The sequence below is a fragment of the uncultured Lentibacter sp. genome (assembly GCF_937123735.1).
Lineage (GTDB): Bacteria > Pseudomonadota > Alphaproteobacteria > Rhodobacterales > Rhodobacteraceae > Lentibacter.
Genome location: NZ_CAKZKL010000048.1, coordinates 25,752 through 41,398, shown reverse-complemented (window position 1 = coordinate 41,398; position 15,647 = coordinate 25,752). Strand labels below are relative to the sequence as shown.

General features: G+C 60.7%; 18 protein-coding genes. 10 read left to right on the top strand and 8 right to left on the bottom strand.

Annotation, left to right across the window (positions count from 1 at the left end):
* Window positions 1-266: 266 nt before the first annotated feature.
* From Q0478_RS13670 to hpaH, 5 genes are read left to right on the top strand one after another with little or no spacing between them, the layout of a single operon-like run.
* Entirely contained in the window at window positions 267-656 is a 390-nt protein-coding gene (locus Q0478_RS13670; protein WP_298680196.1) for a 5-carboxymethyl-2-hydroxymuconate isomerase, read from the top strand.
* A gap of 1 nt (window position 657) precedes the next feature.
* On the top strand, window positions 658-2,169 hold the full coding sequence (gene hpaE / locus Q0478_RS13665; RefSeq protein ID WP_298680194.1) for a 5-carboxymethyl-2-hydroxymuconate semialdehyde dehydrogenase: 1,512 nt from the start codon (window positions 658-660) through the stop codon (window positions 2,167-2,169).
* A gap of 26 nt (window positions 2,170-2,195) precedes the next feature.
* Window positions 2,196-3,176, top strand: a complete 981-nt coding sequence (gene hpaD, locus Q0478_RS13660) for a 3,4-dihydroxyphenylacetate 2,3-dioxygenase (RefSeq protein ID WP_298680192.1) — start codon at window positions 2,196-2,198, stop codon at window positions 3,174-3,176.
* A 45-nt stretch (window positions 3,177-3,221) separates the two neighbouring features.
* Window positions 3,222-4,079: a fumarylacetoacetate hydrolase family protein gene (locus Q0478_RS13655; RefSeq protein ID WP_298680190.1), complete on the top strand. Its 858-nt coding sequence runs from the start codon at window positions 3,222-3,224 to the stop codon at window positions 4,077-4,079.
* A complete protein-coding gene (gene hpaH, locus Q0478_RS13650; protein ID WP_298680188.1) occupies window positions 4,076-4,870 on the top strand; it encodes a 2-oxo-hept-4-ene-1,7-dioate hydratase in 795 nt (264 codons plus the stop codon). The genes Q0478_RS13655 and hpaH overlap by 4 nt, the downstream gene beginning before the upstream one ends.
* On the opposite strand, the gene Q0478_RS13645 is transcribed toward hpaH, so the two are convergent.
* Window positions 4,851-6,005, bottom strand: coding sequence for an alpha-D-ribose 1-methylphosphonate 5-triphosphate diphosphatase (locus Q0478_RS13645; protein ID WP_298680185.1), 1,155 nt, complete (start codon window positions 6,003-6,005; stop codon window positions 4,851-4,853). The genes hpaH and Q0478_RS13645 overlap by 20 nt on opposite strands.
* Window positions 5,998-6,732: an alpha/beta hydrolase gene (locus tag Q0478_RS13640; protein WP_298680182.1), complete on the bottom strand. Its 735-nt coding sequence runs from the start codon at window positions 6,730-6,732 to the stop codon at window positions 5,998-6,000. Before Q0478_RS13640 ends, Q0478_RS13645 begins: the two co-directional genes overlap by 8 nt.
* Window positions 6,733-6,785: 53 nt before the next feature.
* Between Q0478_RS13640 and Q0478_RS13635 the strand changes: the two genes are divergently transcribed.
* Window positions 6,786-7,232: an NUDIX domain-containing protein gene (locus tag Q0478_RS13635; protein ID WP_298680180.1), complete on the top strand. Its 447-nt coding sequence runs from the start codon at window positions 6,786-6,788 to the stop codon at window positions 7,230-7,232.
* Here the strand turns inward: Q0478_RS13635 and Q0478_RS13630 are convergent.
* The 4 genes from Q0478_RS13630 to Q0478_RS13615 all read right to left on the bottom strand — a co-directional run bounded on the left by Q0478_RS13630 (window position 7,202) and on the right by Q0478_RS13615 (window position 10,621).
* Window positions 7,202-8,041 (bottom strand): DMT family transporter, encoded by an 840-nt coding sequence (locus Q0478_RS13630; protein ID WP_298680178.1) that lies wholly within the window; start codon window positions 8,039-8,041, stop codon window positions 7,202-7,204. The two genes, Q0478_RS13635 and Q0478_RS13630, sit on opposite strands and share 31 nt — an antisense overlap.
* Before the next feature lie 3 nt (window positions 8,042-8,044).
* The gene (locus tag Q0478_RS13625) at window positions 8,045-8,542 is read right to left on the bottom strand and encodes a GNAT family N-acetyltransferase (RefSeq protein WP_298680177.1); all 498 of its coding nucleotides are present in this window, start codon (window positions 8,540-8,542) and stop codon (window positions 8,045-8,047) included.
* Between the two features lie 110 nt (window positions 8,543-8,652).
* Window positions 8,653-10,296 (bottom strand): chaperonin GroEL, encoded by a 1,644-nt coding sequence (gene groL / locus Q0478_RS13620; protein ID WP_298680176.1) that lies wholly within the window; start codon window positions 10,294-10,296, stop codon window positions 8,653-8,655.
* Between the two features lie 37 nt (window positions 10,297-10,333).
* Window positions 10,334-10,621 carry a co-chaperone GroES gene (locus Q0478_RS13615; protein WP_298680175.1) on the bottom strand — a complete coding sequence of 96 codons (288 nt, stop codon included), beginning with the start codon at window positions 10,619-10,621 and terminating at the stop codon, window positions 10,334-10,336.
* Window positions 10,622-10,869: 248 nt separating this feature from the next.
* Here Q0478_RS13615 and Q0478_RS13610 point away from each other — a divergent pair, with 248 nt between their 5' ends.
* A complete protein-coding gene (locus Q0478_RS13610; RefSeq protein ID WP_298680172.1) occupies window positions 10,870-11,757 on the top strand; it encodes an alpha/beta fold hydrolase in 888 nt (295 codons plus the stop codon).
* A gap of 24 nt (window positions 11,758-11,781) precedes the next feature.
* On the opposite strand, the gene Q0478_RS13605 is transcribed toward Q0478_RS13610, so the two are convergent.
* Together Q0478_RS13605 and Q0478_RS13600 are read right to left on the bottom strand one after the other, a co-directional pair.
* Window positions 11,782-11,970 (bottom strand): hypothetical protein, encoded by a 189-nt coding sequence (locus Q0478_RS13605; protein ID WP_298680170.1) that lies wholly within the window; start codon window positions 11,968-11,970, stop codon window positions 11,782-11,784.
* 74 nt (window positions 11,971-12,044) lie between these two features.
* Complete coding sequence (locus Q0478_RS13600) at window positions 12,045-12,710, bottom strand: DUF2161 domain-containing phosphodiesterase (RefSeq protein WP_298680168.1); 666 nt, start codon at window positions 12,708-12,710, stop codon at window positions 12,045-12,047.
* Window positions 12,711-12,806: 96 nt separating this feature from the next.
* Here Q0478_RS13600 and Q0478_RS13595 point away from each other — a divergent pair, with 96 nt between their 5' ends.
* From Q0478_RS13595 to Q0478_RS13585, 3 genes are all read left to right on the top strand, one after another.
* Window positions 12,807-13,727 carry a manganese-dependent inorganic pyrophosphatase gene (locus Q0478_RS13595; RefSeq protein WP_298680165.1) on the top strand — a complete coding sequence of 307 codons (921 nt, stop codon included), beginning with the start codon at window positions 12,807-12,809 and terminating at the stop codon, window positions 13,725-13,727.
* 79 nt (window positions 13,728-13,806) lie between these two features.
* A complete protein-coding gene (locus tag Q0478_RS13590; protein WP_298680163.1) occupies window positions 13,807-14,508 on the top strand; it encodes an SGNH/GDSL hydrolase family protein in 702 nt (233 codons plus the stop codon).
* Window positions 14,509-14,741: 233 nt separating this feature from the next.
* Entirely contained in the window at window positions 14,742-15,617 is an 876-nt protein-coding gene (locus tag Q0478_RS13585) for an HAD family hydrolase (RefSeq protein ID WP_298680161.1), read from the top strand.
* Window positions 15,618-15,647 lie beyond the last annotated feature (30 nt).

Below are 15,647 nucleotides of genomic sequence, written 5' to 3'. Positions count from 1 at the left end.
TGCGCACCTCAACGCGCCTGCATGCGCCTTCACGGCGCACCTCAACGCGCCTGCGCACGCCGCATTACCTAATTTTGTCTTAACAAAACCGCCGTTTTGGCGGTGCACGCATGGTGCACGCCCGGTGCACGCAAAGCACCCCCCCCGAATCACAGCGCACGCTGCCCCGTTAAGATGGGCGCGCGCTCTCTGCGCTTTCTCTTAAGACTTGACACAGCACCCCGCCTCTAATTAACATGTTAACAAGAGAGGAGGCCCCAGCCACCATGCCGCATTTTTCCATCGAATATTCCGCCAATCTCGAAGCGCATATCGACATGCCCGCCCTCCTTGAGGTGCTGCGCTCTGCGGCCATTGAAACGGGTCTCTTTCCCACCGCCGGCATCCGCATCCGCGCCTTTCGCGCCGATCATGTGAGCCTCGCCGATGGCAATCCGCAGCACGCCTTCCTTGATCTCTTAATCCGCCTGCGCGAGGGCCGCCCACAAGCCGCCAAGGAAGCCGCAACAGCCCATATTTTCAAGGCTTTGGAGGGTTTTCTTGCACCGAGCATGGTCACCCACTCCATCGCGCTGTCCATGGAAATGCGCGACATCGACGCGCGCCTCAGCCCAAAGGCCGGCTCCATCCGCGCCCATTTGCAGAAAGACAGCTGACATGAGTGATCTCACCGCCAATATCGCCAAGGCAAACGCCTATCTCGCCCGCTTCAAAGAGGGCGGTGTGCAAAACCTCATCGCCGGCCAAAGCCAGCCCGCGCTCGCAGGCGCAAGCTTTGAAAACCACTCTCCCGTCGATGAAGACTTCCTCTGCACCGTGGCCCAATCAGGTGCGGAGGATATTGACGCCGCGGCCCGCGCAGCCCATGACGCCTTCCCCGCCTGGCGCGACATGCCCGCCGCCAAGCGCAAGAAAATACTACATAAAATCGCCGATGCGATTGAGGCGCGCGCCGAGGAGATCGCCTTTGCCGAGTGCCTCGATACAGGCCAGCCGCTGCGCTTCATGCAGAAGGCCGCGCTGCGCGGGGCCGAGAATTTCCGCTTCTTTGCCGACCGCGCGCCCGCCGCGCGAGACGGCCAGTCGCTGCCCTCGCCCACCTTGATGAATGTGACAACCCGCGTGCCCCTCGGCCCTGTCGGGGTGATCACGCCGTGGAACACGCCCTTCATGCTCTCCACATGGAAAATCGCGCCCGCGCTGGCCGCAGGCTGCACCGTGGTGCACAAACCGGCCGAGTTCAGCCCCATCACCGCGCGCATCCTTGCCGAAATCGCCCATGAGGCAGGCCTGCCCGAGGGCGTGTGGAACCTTGTGAACGGCTTTGGCGAGGAGGCCGGAAAGGCGCTCACCGAGCACAAGCTGATCCGCGCCATCGCCTTTGTCGGAGAAAGCAAAACCGGCTCGATGATCATGCGCCAGGGCGCCGAATCGCTCAAGCGCGTGCACTTCGAGCTGGGCGGTAAGAATCCCGTCATTGTTTTTGACGATGCTGATCTGGAGCGCGCCCTCGACGCCGCCATCTTCATGATCTACTCCCTCAACGGCGAGCGCTGCACATCCTCCTCGCGCCTGCTGCTGCACAGGTCCATCGCGGGCGCATTTATCGACAGACTCGTGGCACGGGTCAACAACATCAAGGTGGGTCATCCCCTTGATCCAAATACAGAAATTGGCCCCCTCATTCACAAGGAACACTTCGACAAGGTCTGCTCCTACTTTCAAATTGCCCAGAAAGACGGCGCCACAATCGCTGCGGGCGGCAAGGCCCCGCAGGGCAAGGGCCACTACGTCCAGCCCACCCTTTTCACAAACGCCACGCCGGATATGCGCATCGCCCAAGAGGAGATATTCGGCCCCGTTTTGACCACCCTCACATTCGAGAGCGAAGAGGAAGCGCTCGAAGTGGCCAACGGCACAGACTACGGCCTCACAGCCTATGTCTGGACGCAGGATATCACCCGCGCCATGCGCTTTACAGGCGCGCTGGAGGCCGGCATGATCTGGGTCAATTCCGAGAACGTCCGCCATTTGCCCACGCCCTTTGGCGGCGTCAAAGCCTCAGGCATTGGCCGCGATGGCGGCGACTGGAGCTTTGAGTTTTATATGGAACAAAAGCACATCGGCTTCGCGCTCGGTGCGCATAAAATCCCGCGCCTCGGCGCATAAGCCCCTGTTCAGTCTGGAGAACTCCCATGCCCGTTCCCGCCCCGAACCTCTACCCCGATTTCAACATTGTGCGGCTCTCCCACGTTGAATACCGCGTGACCAATCTGGCCAGATCGCGCGCCTTTTATGTCGACACGCTCGGCCTGCAAGTCACCCATGAAGACCGTGAGCGCATCTACCTGCGCGCGCTCGAGGAGCGTGGCCATCACTGCATTGTGCTGGTTAAATCCGACACTGCCGATGTCGGCGTTTTGGGTTTCAAGCTTTACGATGAACCCGACCTTGAGAAAGCGGAAAACTGGTTCAAAGCCAAGGGCCTGCCCACCGAATGGGTCGAGCGCCCGCATATGGGAAAGACGCTCAGAACCCGTGATCCTTGGGGCATCCCCTTGGAGTTTTATGTGCGCATGGAGCGCCTTACGCCGATCCATCAGGAGTATACGCGCTACCACGGCGTGCGCCCCTTGCGGATAGATCACTTCAACATGTTCTCATCCGATGTCGACGCCTCCGTGGCCTTTTACACCGAGATGGGCTTTCGCACGACGGAATACACCGAAGATGCCGAGAGCGGCCGCGTCTGGGCGGCCTGGATGCACCGCAAGGGCGGCGTGCATGACGTGGCTTTCACCAACGGCACAGGCCCGCGCCTGCACCACTCCGCCTTCTGGGTGCCCACGCCCCTGGCGATCATTGACCTGCTCGACCTGATGAGCACCACAGGCTGGGTCAGCAATATCGAGCGTGGCCCGGGGCGGCACGGCATCTCCAACGCCTTCTTTCTCTATGTGCGCGATCCGGACGGCCACCGCATCGAGATATATTGCTCCGATTACCAGACCTGCGACCCAGATCTGGAGCCGATCAAATGGGACCTCAAAGACCCTCAGCGCCAGACCCTCTGGGGCGCGCCCGCACCGCGCTCGTGGTTTGAACAGGGCAGCGCCTTTGAGGGGGCCGAATCCCGCGAAAGCGATCTGAAAGCGCAACCCATCATCGCGCCCTGAGCGGGGCGTTATGATTTTGGTAACCAAGACAGGACAGGATCACATATGAAGCTGGCAAGTGTCACGGCAGACAACAAAGCCCTCTTCGGCGCAATCGATGAGAGCGGCGGGTTTATCGACCTCACAGGCGCGTTCCCGCAGTTCGCCACATTGTCAGATGCGGCGGCGGCGGGGGCGCTTGGTCTGCTTGCCAAAGCGGCAGAGACCCGCACGGCCAGCCATGTGGCGGGGCGGTTCACTTATGAGAGCCCGCTGCCACATCCGGAGAAGATCATCTGTGTGGGGGTCAATTTCCCCAACCGGAATGATGAGTATAAAGATGGCCAGAAAGCGCCTGAAAACATGTCGCTTTTCATCCGCTTTGCACGCAGCTTTACAGGCCACGGCCAGCCCCTCATACGCCCGCCGGAAACTCACCAGCTCGACTATGAAGGCGAAATCGCCGTGGTGATCGGCAAGGCAGGACGACGGATTCCTGAGGTTGATGCATTACATCATGTTAGCGCCATAACACTCTGTAATGAAGGAACTTTGCGCGATTGGGTACGTCATGCGAAGTTCAATGTCACCCAAGGAAAAAACTGGGAGCGCTCGGGGGCCATGGGGCCATGGCTTGTTCCCTTTACAGATGCCGGCCAGCTTGAGGACATCCGCCTGACAACCCATGTGAACGGCGAAGTCAGACAAGACGACCGCACCGCAAACATGCTCTTTCCAATCCGCCAACAGATTGCCTATATCTCCACATTCACAACCCTCATGCCCGGCGACATCATCATCACAGGCACGCCCACGGGGGCAGGCGCGCGGTTTGATCCGCCCCGGTTTCTCAAGCCCGGAGACGAGGTCACCGTCACCGCCGAAGGCATTGGCGAACTCAGAAACACCGTGAGGGACGAATGACACCCGCAGACATCCAAGCCGCCGCCCGCGCGCTCTATGAGGCCGAGCGCACAGGCACCCAAATGGGCCTGCTCTCGGTTGCCTATCCCGAGATCACCATGGATGATGCCTACGCCATTCAGGCTGCGCTCGTGGCGCAAAAGCTTGCCGCAGGCCGCCATACCATCGGCTGGAAAATCGGCCTCACGTCACGCGCCATGCAAATGGCGCTGGGCATCGACATCCCTGACAGCGGCGTGCTGCTCAACGATATGGCCTTTGCAAACGGCGCGCATATCCCCAAGGGCCGCTTCATTGCGCCGCGTGTGGAGGCCGAGATTGCCTTTGTCATGAAAGCCCCGCTCAAGGGCCGTGTTGACCGCGCCACGGTGATGGCCGCAACCGATTATGTGGCCCCGGCCATCGAGATCCTGGACACCCGAATCTTGCGCGCAGATCCAGCCACAGGCCAACCTCGCAAGATATATGACACCATTTCAGACAATGCCGCGAACGCGGGTGTCATACTGGGTGAGGGCCGTTTTGATCCTGCCACAGATCTGCGTTGGATCGGAGCCATCGCCAGCGCCAATGGGCAGGTCGAAGAGACGGGTCTTGGCGCAGGGGTGTTAAACGATCCGCTGGAGGGCATCATCTGGCTGGCCGCGCGCATGGAGCGTTACGGACAAGAGATCGCCCCGGGGCAAATCATCCTGTCAGGCTCCTTCATCCGCCCGCTCGAGTGCCCGCCAGGCACAGATATTGAAGCCGATTTCGGCCCTTGGGGGCGCGTCAGCTGCCACTTTGAATAAAGCGCGCGGCCACCTCGCCCGCCATATGGCTCACCCGCCCAGCTGCGATCGTTGCACCGATCTGGCGGGTTTTCGCATCTACAATGATAAGGTCCGCCCGCTGGCCAGTCTCCAGACGGCCCCTGTCGCTCAAGCCCAATAGCCGGGCCGGGCCATCTGAGACCAAGCTCCAGGCCCGCGCCAAGTCACATAGCCCTGCATCCTGCAAGAAGAAGGCGGCTTTGCGCAGCGAGGGGTAATGATAATCCGAGGCCAGAGCGTCGCAATGGCCCATGGCGATAAGATCGACCGCGCTGACATTGCCGTTGTGGCTTCCGCCGCGCACCACATTCGGCGCGCCAAGGATCACCCCCGTCCCCAGCTCTGCCGCCGCTTCGCCGGCCTCCAGCGTTTCTGGAAACTCCGAAAGCGTCGCCCCCGCCTGCTGCCAGAAGGCACAATCCGAGCGGCTGCGATCGTCATGGCTGCCCAGCTGCACGCCCGCCGCAGCCAGCCGCGCAGCCAAAGCGCGCACGGCTTCGGGCACTTGGTCGCGCGCATCGTGCATCTTTTGCACCAGCTTGTGGAGCGTCTCCGGGCTGCGGCGGCTCTTGAGCGCCATGCCATTCAGCCGGCGTGGCACAAGCCCTTTGGCGAGCCGCTCGTGCGGCACATGGTCGTTGAACACCACATAGCGCACAGCATGCTTGGCAACCAGCGCCTCAAAGGCGGCATAATCGTCCAGCATATGGGTCTCAAACCTGAGCTGCGCGCGCAAATCGGTTACAGTGTCGGCCTGCACGCGCTCCAAAGCCTCCAGAAACTGCGCCGCAAACTCAGGCCCGCGCAGCCCGCCCTCCCAGCTGAAAAACTGCGCCATGACCGCTGTGGTGATGCCATTGGCAGCCAGCTCGGCTTCTGCGGCCCGCAGGCCTGCACCCATATCTTTCATCGCGCCCCGGCGCACCGCCACATGGCGCTCAAAACCATCGCCATGAATATCGACCAGACCCGGCAAGACAAGATAACCCGACAGGTCAACACAGCGCCCCCCTGCGGCGCAGATAACCCCGTTGGCAAAGGACAGCGGCGCATGGTCCACCCCCTGCGGGCGCAAGACAGCGGCCCCTGTTAGCTGCACGGCAAGCTCACTCATTTTGCACATGTCCTTTGCCCATGACCGTGTCAAACATGGTCAATTCGTGGTTGAAAGCCCCCGTTTGCAAGAAATGCAGCACCTGTGCAACCACGAGCGGGTTGTTCATCAGAAAGGTGTGGGTGACAGGCAGAACGATATGATCCGCCATGCCGCGCACGCGTGTTGAGGCGACCGAAACCTTGCCGTCATCCGCCCCCTTCAGCAGCACGGAAAACACCGGGCTGAGCGAACGGTTGCCCGCAATTACCCCCAATTCGAAATCCACATCTGGCAGATGGGCCGCAACCCCCTCAGGACCGGTGCCAAGCTGGCGGCCCGCGGGGCCGTTGAGCCAGCCAAAGACCTCCCAATCACCGAATTGGTCAACCACCTCCGAGCCCTGGTTGGGCGGTGCCAACATCACCACACGGCCGAGGTTCGCTGGTTTCAGCCCCGCAAGCCAGTAACGCAGCAAAATACCCCCCATGGAGTGGGTCACATAATGCACCCGCTGTGCTCCACAGGCTTTGGTGGCTGCGGGCAACACCGCCGTCGCCAACGCGCCCACAGTGGCCTCAGTTGAAGGGTAGCTGGGCCGGATAACTTCATAGCCCTGTTCCTCCAGAATTTCATCAAGCAGCAAGAGCGACGCCTCGCTGCGCGCCAAACCGTGGAGCAGAACAACGCAATCGGCCCGCAAAACCGACGCAAGCAAACAGAAAGTAAGGGCCAGAGCATAGCGCATGGCTCAGAGATAATGCTAATGCCTGCCCTGTGAAAGAGGCAAAGGACCCCACCATGACACATCGCCCCATCCGCCTTGCAACGCGGGCCATCATCATGCAGGACAACCGGCTGCTCATGGTCAATGCCTTTCCCGAAGCGGTATCCGACCTCTGGTGCGCGCCCGGTGGCGGAGCCGATCCACACCAGAGCCTGCCCGACAATCTCGCGCGCGAGGTCTATGAGGAGACGGGCCTGCGCATCGCCGTGGGGGCGCCTTGCCTGATCAACGAGTTTCACGCCCCCGAGCGTGGCTTTCATCAGGTCGATCTCTATTTTCGCTGCACGGTTGTTTCAGGCCGTCTCACAGACAGCTGGCAAGACCCTGAGAACATCGTCACCAAGCGGCAGTTTTTCAGCCGAGACGCGCTTGCGAGCATCCGCTACAAGCCCGACAGCTTGCCAGAGATCGCTTGGGGCGAGGGCATAGGCTATGACGCGCTGGAGCCGCTTTTGCGGTAAAGCGAGAGCGCCACACCGCCCAAAACCATGGCCGCCGCCACAGCAAAGCGCCAGCTTGCCGCCTCGCCCAGAAAAACCATCCCGCCCAAAAGCGCCAGCACAGGCACGGTGAGCTGCGCCACCGCCGCCACAGTCGCAGGCAGCGCGGGCAAAACGCGATACCAGAGCGCATAGCCCAGCCCCGACGTGACAGCCCCCGAACTGATGGCCAGCAGCGCTCCTGCGCCGCTCATCCCGTCCCAGACAAAAAGCGCGGGCAAAACGCCAAGCGGCACGGCCCAGACAAAGTTACGCGCCGTGGTGGCGAGCGGGTCCGCCGCGCCCGCGCCAAGGAGCGAGTAGATGCCCCAGCCCAAAGCAGCCAACAACATCAAGCTCGCGCCACCCAGAGGCACAGCCGCCGCACCGCTGGGCCACATCAAATAGACAAGCCCACCAAAGGCCAGCGCAGCCCCGGCCCAGCGCAGCGGTGGCACGGCCTCTTGGCGCAAAAGCGCGCCCACAAACATGGTCACCTGCACGCCCCCAAAGAGGATAAGTGCGCCAATGCCTGCATCAAGGCTGACATAGGCAAAGGAAAACCCAAGCACATAGGCGAGCAGCGAAAGCGGCCCTGCGGCACTTTCGGGCCGCCAGCGCATAGCGCCCCGCGCAGCCACCAGCGCCGCCAGCACCACAGCGCCTGAAACGAGCCGCAATGCTGCAAAAGCTGCCGGTCCCGCCGCGCCATCCACAAGTGCGAGGCGGTTGAGCACAGAATTGGCCGCAAAGGCCAGCATCGTGAGCGCCACAAGGAAAAACAGTCGCATCCTCTAAAGGCCAGCAAAGGCCTGGGGATAAACAAGCCGCGCCTCTGGCGTTTCTGCTATGCCCGCGAGAAGCGTGTTTTCCATCGGATATGGCCCGCTGAGCCTTGAGGCATCGGCACGCACAAACCCCGCCCGCTCGTAGAATTCGGGCTGCCCCAACACAACCACAGGCTGGCGCGTTTGCCCCGCCCAGGCCACAAGCTGTGCGATCATCCGTTTGCCATGTTTCTTGCGCTGCCACTGCGGCGCCACCGCCACAGGCGCAAGACACACCCATCCCTTGGGCGCAACCATCTGTGACAGCGCATAATAGCCGATCACCTCGCGCCCCAAAGGCAAAACCATTTCCCCAGCCATGGCCCTGCTCTTGCGCAGCTTTGCCACAAGTGCAACCTCTTCGCCGCCGCCAAAAGCCTGCGCCAGAAGCGCATCGACTTGGCCGATCTCGTCAGGCTTCATCGGACGGGTGAAAGACGGGAAGAGCGCAGAGCCTGTATCCATGCTCGCAGGATAAACGAATTGTTGCGCAAAAAAACATCAAAAAAAGGGGCGCTCCTTTCAGAACGCCCCTTCTTGGCTATGCCAAAGAGTATTCGCTTTGCGAATACGTCTTACATCATGCCGCCCATGCCGCCCATGTCGGGCATACCGCCACCGGCTGGCGCACCGTCTTTTGACGGCAGATCCGCAACCATGGCTTCTGTTGTGATCAACAGGCCAGCCACAGACGCCGCATCTTGCAGCGCTGTGCGCACCACTTTGGCAGGGTCAATCACGCCGAATTTGAACATGTCGCCATATTCTTCGGTCTGTGCGTTGAAGCCGAACTTCAAGTCGCTGCTTTCACGGATCTTGCCCGCAACAACCGCTCCGTCAACACCGGCGTTCTCAGCGATCTGGCGCAGGGGCGCTTCGATGGCCTTGCGAACAATCGAGATACCCACGTTCTGGTCATTGTTGTCGCCTGTGAGGCCTTCAAGCGTCTTGGCGGCTTGAACGAGGGCAACACCACCCCCCACGACAATACCTTCCTGAACAGCGGCGCGTGTCGCGTTCAGAGCGTCATCAACACGGTCTTTGCGCTCTTTCACTTCCACTTCTGTCATGCCGCCAACGCGGATAACAGCCACACCGCCTGCGAGTTTGGCAACACGCTCTTGCAGCTTCTCACGGTCGTAATCAGACGTTGTTTCTTCGATTTGCGTGCGGATCTGAGCCACGCGCGCTTCGATTTCGGCTTTCTCGCCAGCGCCATCAACGATGGTTGTTTCGTCTTTGGTGATGGAGATTTTCTTGGCGGTGCCGAGCATGTCCATTGTGACAGACTCAAGCTTCATGCCGAGATCCTCGGAGATCACCTGACCACCCGTGAGGATCGCGATGTCTTGCAGCATGGCTTTGCGGCGGTCGCCGAAGCCAGGTGCTTTCACAGCCGCGATTTTCAGGCCGCCGCGCAGCTTGTTGACAACAAGTGTCGCCAGCGCTTCGCCTTCCACGTCTTCTGCGATGATCAGCAGAGGCTTTTGTGACTGGATCACCTGCTCAAGCAGGGGCACCATGGCTTGCAGTGAAGAGAGCTTTTTCTCGTGGAGAAGAATGAGGCAGTCCTCGAGTTCCGCAACCATCTTGTCAGGGTTTGTCACAAAGTAAGGTGACAGGTAACCGCGGTCGAACTGCATCCCTTCCACAACAACGGTCTCTGTTTCCAGACCTTTGTTTTCTTCAACGGTGATCACGCCTTCGTTGCCAACTTTTTGCATCGCATCTGCGATTTGCTGGCCAATTTCGCGCTCGCCGTTGGCTGAGATCGTGCCAACTTGGGCCACTTCATCTGTGCCCGATACGTCGCGTGCTGCGGCTTTGATCGCCTCTACAACTTTGCCTGTGGCAAGGTCGATGCCGCGCTTCAGGTCCATGGGGTTCATGCCCGCGGCCACTGATTTCATGCCTTCTTTGACGATGGCCTGCGCCAGAACTGTCGCAGTTGTTGTGCCGTCGCCGGCTTCGTCATTGGTGCGTGAGGCCACTTCTTTAACCATCTGCGCGCCCATGTTCTCGAACTTGTCTTCAAGCTCGATCTCTTTGGCCACAGAAACGCCGTCTTTTGTGATGCGTGGTGCGCCGAACGATTTGTCCAACACCACGTTGCGGCCTTTGGGGCCAAGTGTAACCTTCACCGCATCGGCCAGGATGTTCACACCTTTGAGCATCCGGTTGCGGGCGTCGGTTCCAAACTTTACGTCTTTAGCTGACATAGTTTGCTCCTAATTTCTTTGAATTTCAGGGGGACAGTTAGGCGAGGATGCCCATGATGTCGGATTCTTTCATGATCAAGAGCTCTTCGCCGTTGATTGTCACTTCCGTGCCGGACCATTTGCCGAACATCACACGGTCGCCAGCTTTCACGTCCATCGCAACGCGGTTGCCAGCTTCGTCGCGTGCGCCTGCACCAACGGAAACAACTTCGCCCTCGGCGGGCTTTTCTTTTGCGCTTTCGGGAATGATCAGGCCGCCAGCAGTTTTCTCTTCGCCTTCTACGCGACGAACGACTACGCGGTCATGAAGCGGTGTAAATGCCATCTCTCGAGGCTCCTTACGCTTGAGTTTCTATTCAAACCCGTTTGGGGTTTTGCCTATTAGCACTCACAACATGCGAGTGCCAGCAGCGCATAGCTAAGAGCGCTTCCGCCCTGAGTCAAGCAACCCGTTGCGAAAAATATTTCTGTGCAAAACGCGCCCGGCTTGCGCGCGAGGCTTGCCCCGCCTGCGGTGAGCGCCTAGCCTTTTGCGGCGCCCCCCGGGCCGCTCACCACAGCCAAGGATACCCCATGCAAATCAAGGTCAACGGCATCACCCTCACCCTGGAAGATCACGGCGCCAAGACAGCCCCCGCCATGATCCTCATCCGCGGGTTGGGCACCCAGCTTGTCCACTGGCCCGATGAGCTGATCCACGGCTTTGTGGCGCAAGGCTTTCGCACCATCGTCTTTGACAACCGGGACGTGGGGCTTTCCGCGCGCCTTGATGAGGCCAACACCCCCTCAGAGGCCGATGACATCCTGGCGCTGGCCCGTGCAGGGCGCGAGATCCCGGCCGCCTACAGCCTGACGGACATGGCCGAAGATGTAATCGGGTTGATGGATCACCTTGAGCTCGAGTCAGCCCATATTTTCGGTATTTCGATGGGCGGCGCCATTGCCCAGATCTTGGCGCTCAACCACCCTGAGCGCCTGCTGAGCGCAACTCTTGTGATGACCACCTGCCGCCCCCTGCTGGAGCGCGGTGCCATCGCCGAGCTGTTGCCCAAGCTCCTCGCCCGGGAGCCCGCCTCTTTGGAGGCCGCACAAACGGCCCTGATCGCAGAATACGGGGTCTGGGGCAGCCCGGGTTACCCCGCAGACGACACCTATATCCGTGCGCAGGCCCAAGCGGCCTACAAGCGTGGCGGCCCGCAAGCCGCGGGACTCAACCGCCAGCTGATCGCCACGCTCAACGCCCCAGACCGGCGCGCCGCCCTTCAAAATCTGCACCTGCCCTGCTGCGTCATCCATGGCCTGCAAGACAGCCTCATCCCGCCAGAGCACGGCGCCGAACTCGCCGCCCACATCCCTAACAGCGTCTATCACCCCGTGGAGGGTATGGGCCATATCATCACCCCGCGCCTCGCGCCCGAGATTGTCCAGCTCGTTTCAGAGTTTGTCAGAAAGCTTGCCTAGCCCATCGCAGGAGCCCTGCGCAGATCACTCGCAGGCATTGCCTGCAACATCGACACAGTTGGTCTCGGATGCGCCATACAAGTTCAGAAAAGAGGCCTCCGTCATCTCAACCTTAACAAGAACTTCTTCGGGGTTCTTCCCAAGGCTGCACGCCGAGAGGCTGGTCAACAGGGCAAGGCCCAAGGCAAAACGGGAAAACAACTTACTGGTCATTGGGGCAGCTCCAAAAAATCTACGCCTTTAACTTTACCCATGTCAGCCGGAATCACAAGCGCAAGATCAGGCGCTCACCCCGCCGACCGGCCCAGCGCTGCCCTGCCAGCAGCGCTCAGCGCATAAACACCGCCCCCTTCTCTCTCAAACCAACCATAGTGATTGGCCCGCATCATCTCGGTGGCGCGGGCAACCCCGGTGGCCTCTTTCACATCCCGCCCACGGCAGGGGCCATGCGCAGCCAAATGCTGGGCGCATTTCTCGGCGGCCTGCCGATAGGCCGTCACGATGGTCTCCCGGCTCATGCCACCCAGGTTCGGATCCCCGTCGCGCGCTGCAAACTCGCGCATGAGGGCCGCCTTTTTTGCGGCCATCTTGCGCGGCTGAAACACCGCAGGATCGCTGTGTGCCTGCACCGAGCCACTGTGAACATCAACCGACAAAACCCCAAGTGCCAGCCGCTTGCAAAGGCCCACATTGGCCTTGAAAGCCTTCCAGCCTGCCCGCCCCGTCCAGCGCGGCACCGCCACATATACACTGTCCGTCACTCGCTGGCGGGCCACCGCCTGATGAAACAACTGCAGCGAAAACCCCAGCTTCAACTCCACAATCAGCGGCGGTTCTTGCCCACGGCAAGCCACAACATCCGCCGCCCCCACCTCGCCCTTGACCTCATATCCAAGGGCTTGCAGATAAGCCTTCACGGGCGGGTAAAGCGCGGTTTCCTTGATCTTTGACATGCGGTCAATTTGCCCCGCGCAGCCCCTCGTGACAAGGCCAGAACATAGCCCTATAAGACCCCCCAAATCAGCGTCATTTTTCTAGGAGCAGTCACCATGAAAACTCTAGTTCTGGGTCACAAGTCCCCCGATACCGACAGCACAGGCTCGCCCATTCTCTGGGCCTGGTATCTCAACGAAGTCAAAGGCCAGCCCGCCGAGGCCGTGCTCACGGGCGAGCCAAATACCGAAGCCGCCTTCATGTTGGAAAAATGGGATCTGCCCAAACCGCGCATTATCAACGACCTGGACGCAGGCCAGCCCTGCGTGATCGTGGATACAAACAACCCCGCCGAGCTGCCCGCCAATATCAACGACGCCGATGTGCAAGCCATCATCGACCACCACAAGCTTGTCGGTGGGCTGGAAACAAAAGGGCCGATCGACATCACCATCCGCCCGCTGGCCTGCACGGCCACCATCATGATCGACCTGATGGGCGCTGATGCTGACAAGATGCCTGACGCCATCAAAGGGGCCGCACTCACCTGTATCCTCTCTGATACGCTGGAATTCCGCTCGCCCACCACCACGCCCCATGACAAAGCCGTGGCCGAGCGCCTCGCCGCCGAGCTCGGGCTGGATGTCGCAGACTATGCCGCCGAAATGTTCGCGGCCAAATCTGATGTTTCCGCGTTCAGCGAGGCCGAATTGCTGCGCATGGACAGCAAGGAATATGAAGTGGGTGGCACCAAGTTCCGGGTCGGGGTGCTCGAAACAACCGCACCTGCGCCCATTCTCGCCCGCAAATCTGCCCTCATGGCAGCCATGGATACGGTCGCCGCTGAAGACAGCCTCGACCAGGTTCTGTTGTTTATTGTCGATATTCTCAATGAAGAGGCAACTTTGCTGGTGCCAAACGATCTGGTCAAAACTCTGGCGGAAAAAAGCTTTGGGGCGAGCGTTACCGGCGATACGGTTGTGCTGCCCGGGGTGATGAGCCGCAAAAAGCAGATCATCCCCAACCTCACGCTCTAAGCCGTCCCAAGCACCTTCAGGCGCGCCTTGCGATACATCAAAACACGCAGGGCCGCCTTTGTCTCAGGAGCGCGATCACATGGCCCACAGGCTTGCCAAATATGCGCTCGCGCCCTTGTTGCTGGGTCAAGCCCTGCGCGTGCGCCGAAACGCGCTGAAACTGCCCGAGGCGCAAGGTCCGCGCACAGGTGTTGACGGCAAGGGGCCGCCACTGCGCCTGGTGATTCTGGGCGATAGCTCTGCGGCAGGCGTCGGCGTTGCGCATCAGAAAGAGGCTCTTGCCGGGCAGCTCGTCAAGCGCCTCGCCAGCCATCGCGAAGTCACATGGCAGCTGCACGCCCGAACCGGCGCAACAACCAAGAGCAGCCACCGTCTGCTATGTCGCCTGCCCGCCCAGCGCTATGACGCGGCGCTTGTGGTGCTGGGCGTCAATGACGTTACCGCGCTCACGTCGCCCAAACGCTGGCGCGCGCAGCAACTTGCCCTGCACCAAACCTTGCAAGACAAATTCGGCGTCAGGCATATTTTTTGCTCGGGCTTGCCCCCCATGGCGCAATTCCCGTTGCTGCCCCAGCCCCTGCGCTGGGTGCTTGGCCAGGACGCGGCAGCGCTTGATGCGGCCCTCAACGGGCTGTGCGCCCAAAACAGCCGGCGCACCCATATCCCGCTCGCACTCCCCTTCACGCCGGATATGATGGCAGAAGACGGGTTTCACCCGGCCGGGCCCGCCTATGCAACTTGGGCTGCGCTGCTGGCCCCTATCATTCTCCAGAAAAGTTGAGCCTCTGGCTGTTCGCCTAGACGCCGTCATGCGCTTTTTCTTGGTTCAAATACTCCCGCCGGAGGCGGAAACGGCTGCACAGAGCGCTGCGCGCACTTGGGCCCTCTGCGGCCCGCATCACAACCATGGGCTTTGCCCAAGCGCCGCGGCGCCCCGATGGCATAAACGGCGGCGCAACAGCCCTTCCAAACAGCGATGTGGCCTGCCATAACGGGCCCAATACAGGAGCCAGCATGACCCGCATTATCACCGCCCTCAGCGAAATTTCCGCACAGTATGACGCGCTTTTTGTCGATCTTTGGGGCTGCGTGCATGACGGCATTCAAGCCTATCCCGAGGCCGTGGCCGCATTGCAGGCTTACCGCAGCGGCGGTGGCAAAGTCGTGCTGGTCACCAATTCGCCAAAGCCCCGCGAAGGTGTGGCCGCGCAGCTTGGCCAGTTCGGTGTGCCTGCCAACGCCTATGACAGCATTGCCAGCTCGGGCGATTCGGCCCGCGCAGCCCTGTTTCGAGGGGTGGTTGGCGAAAAAGTCTACTTCATGGGAGAATGGGCGCGGGATGCGGGCTTTTTTGACCCGCTCGACATAATTTCCACCCCTGCGCAAATCAGGCGGGTGCCACTGGCGGAGGCTGACGGCATTGTTTGCTGTGGTCCTTTTGATCCCATGGCCGATCCTTCTGTCAACCGTGCGGATTTTCTCTATGCCAAGCAGAAAGGGCTTAAACTGCTCTGCGCCAATCCCGATATTGTGGTCGATCGCGGTGAAATCCGTGAGTGGTGCGCCGGGGCGCTGGCGCAGCTTTATACGCAGATGGGCGGTGAAAGCCTCTATTTCGGAAAGCCCCACCCGCCGATCTACGACCTCGCATTGCGGCGCCTTGCCCTGCTCGGGAGCAAAGCCGACAGAAGCCGCATCCTCGCCATCGGCGACGGGCTGCACACCGACATCCAAGGCGCACAGGGCGAAGAGATCGATTCGCTCTTCATCACCGGTGGGCTGGCCGCCAAAGAGACCCGCACAACAGATCAACCCGAGCCCGAAGCCTTGGCAGACGTCCTGTCGCAAGCCCAGGTCACACCCAGTTTTGCCATCGGACGCCTGCGTTAAGCCACCCTGGGCAAAGCCGCGCGGTGTCAA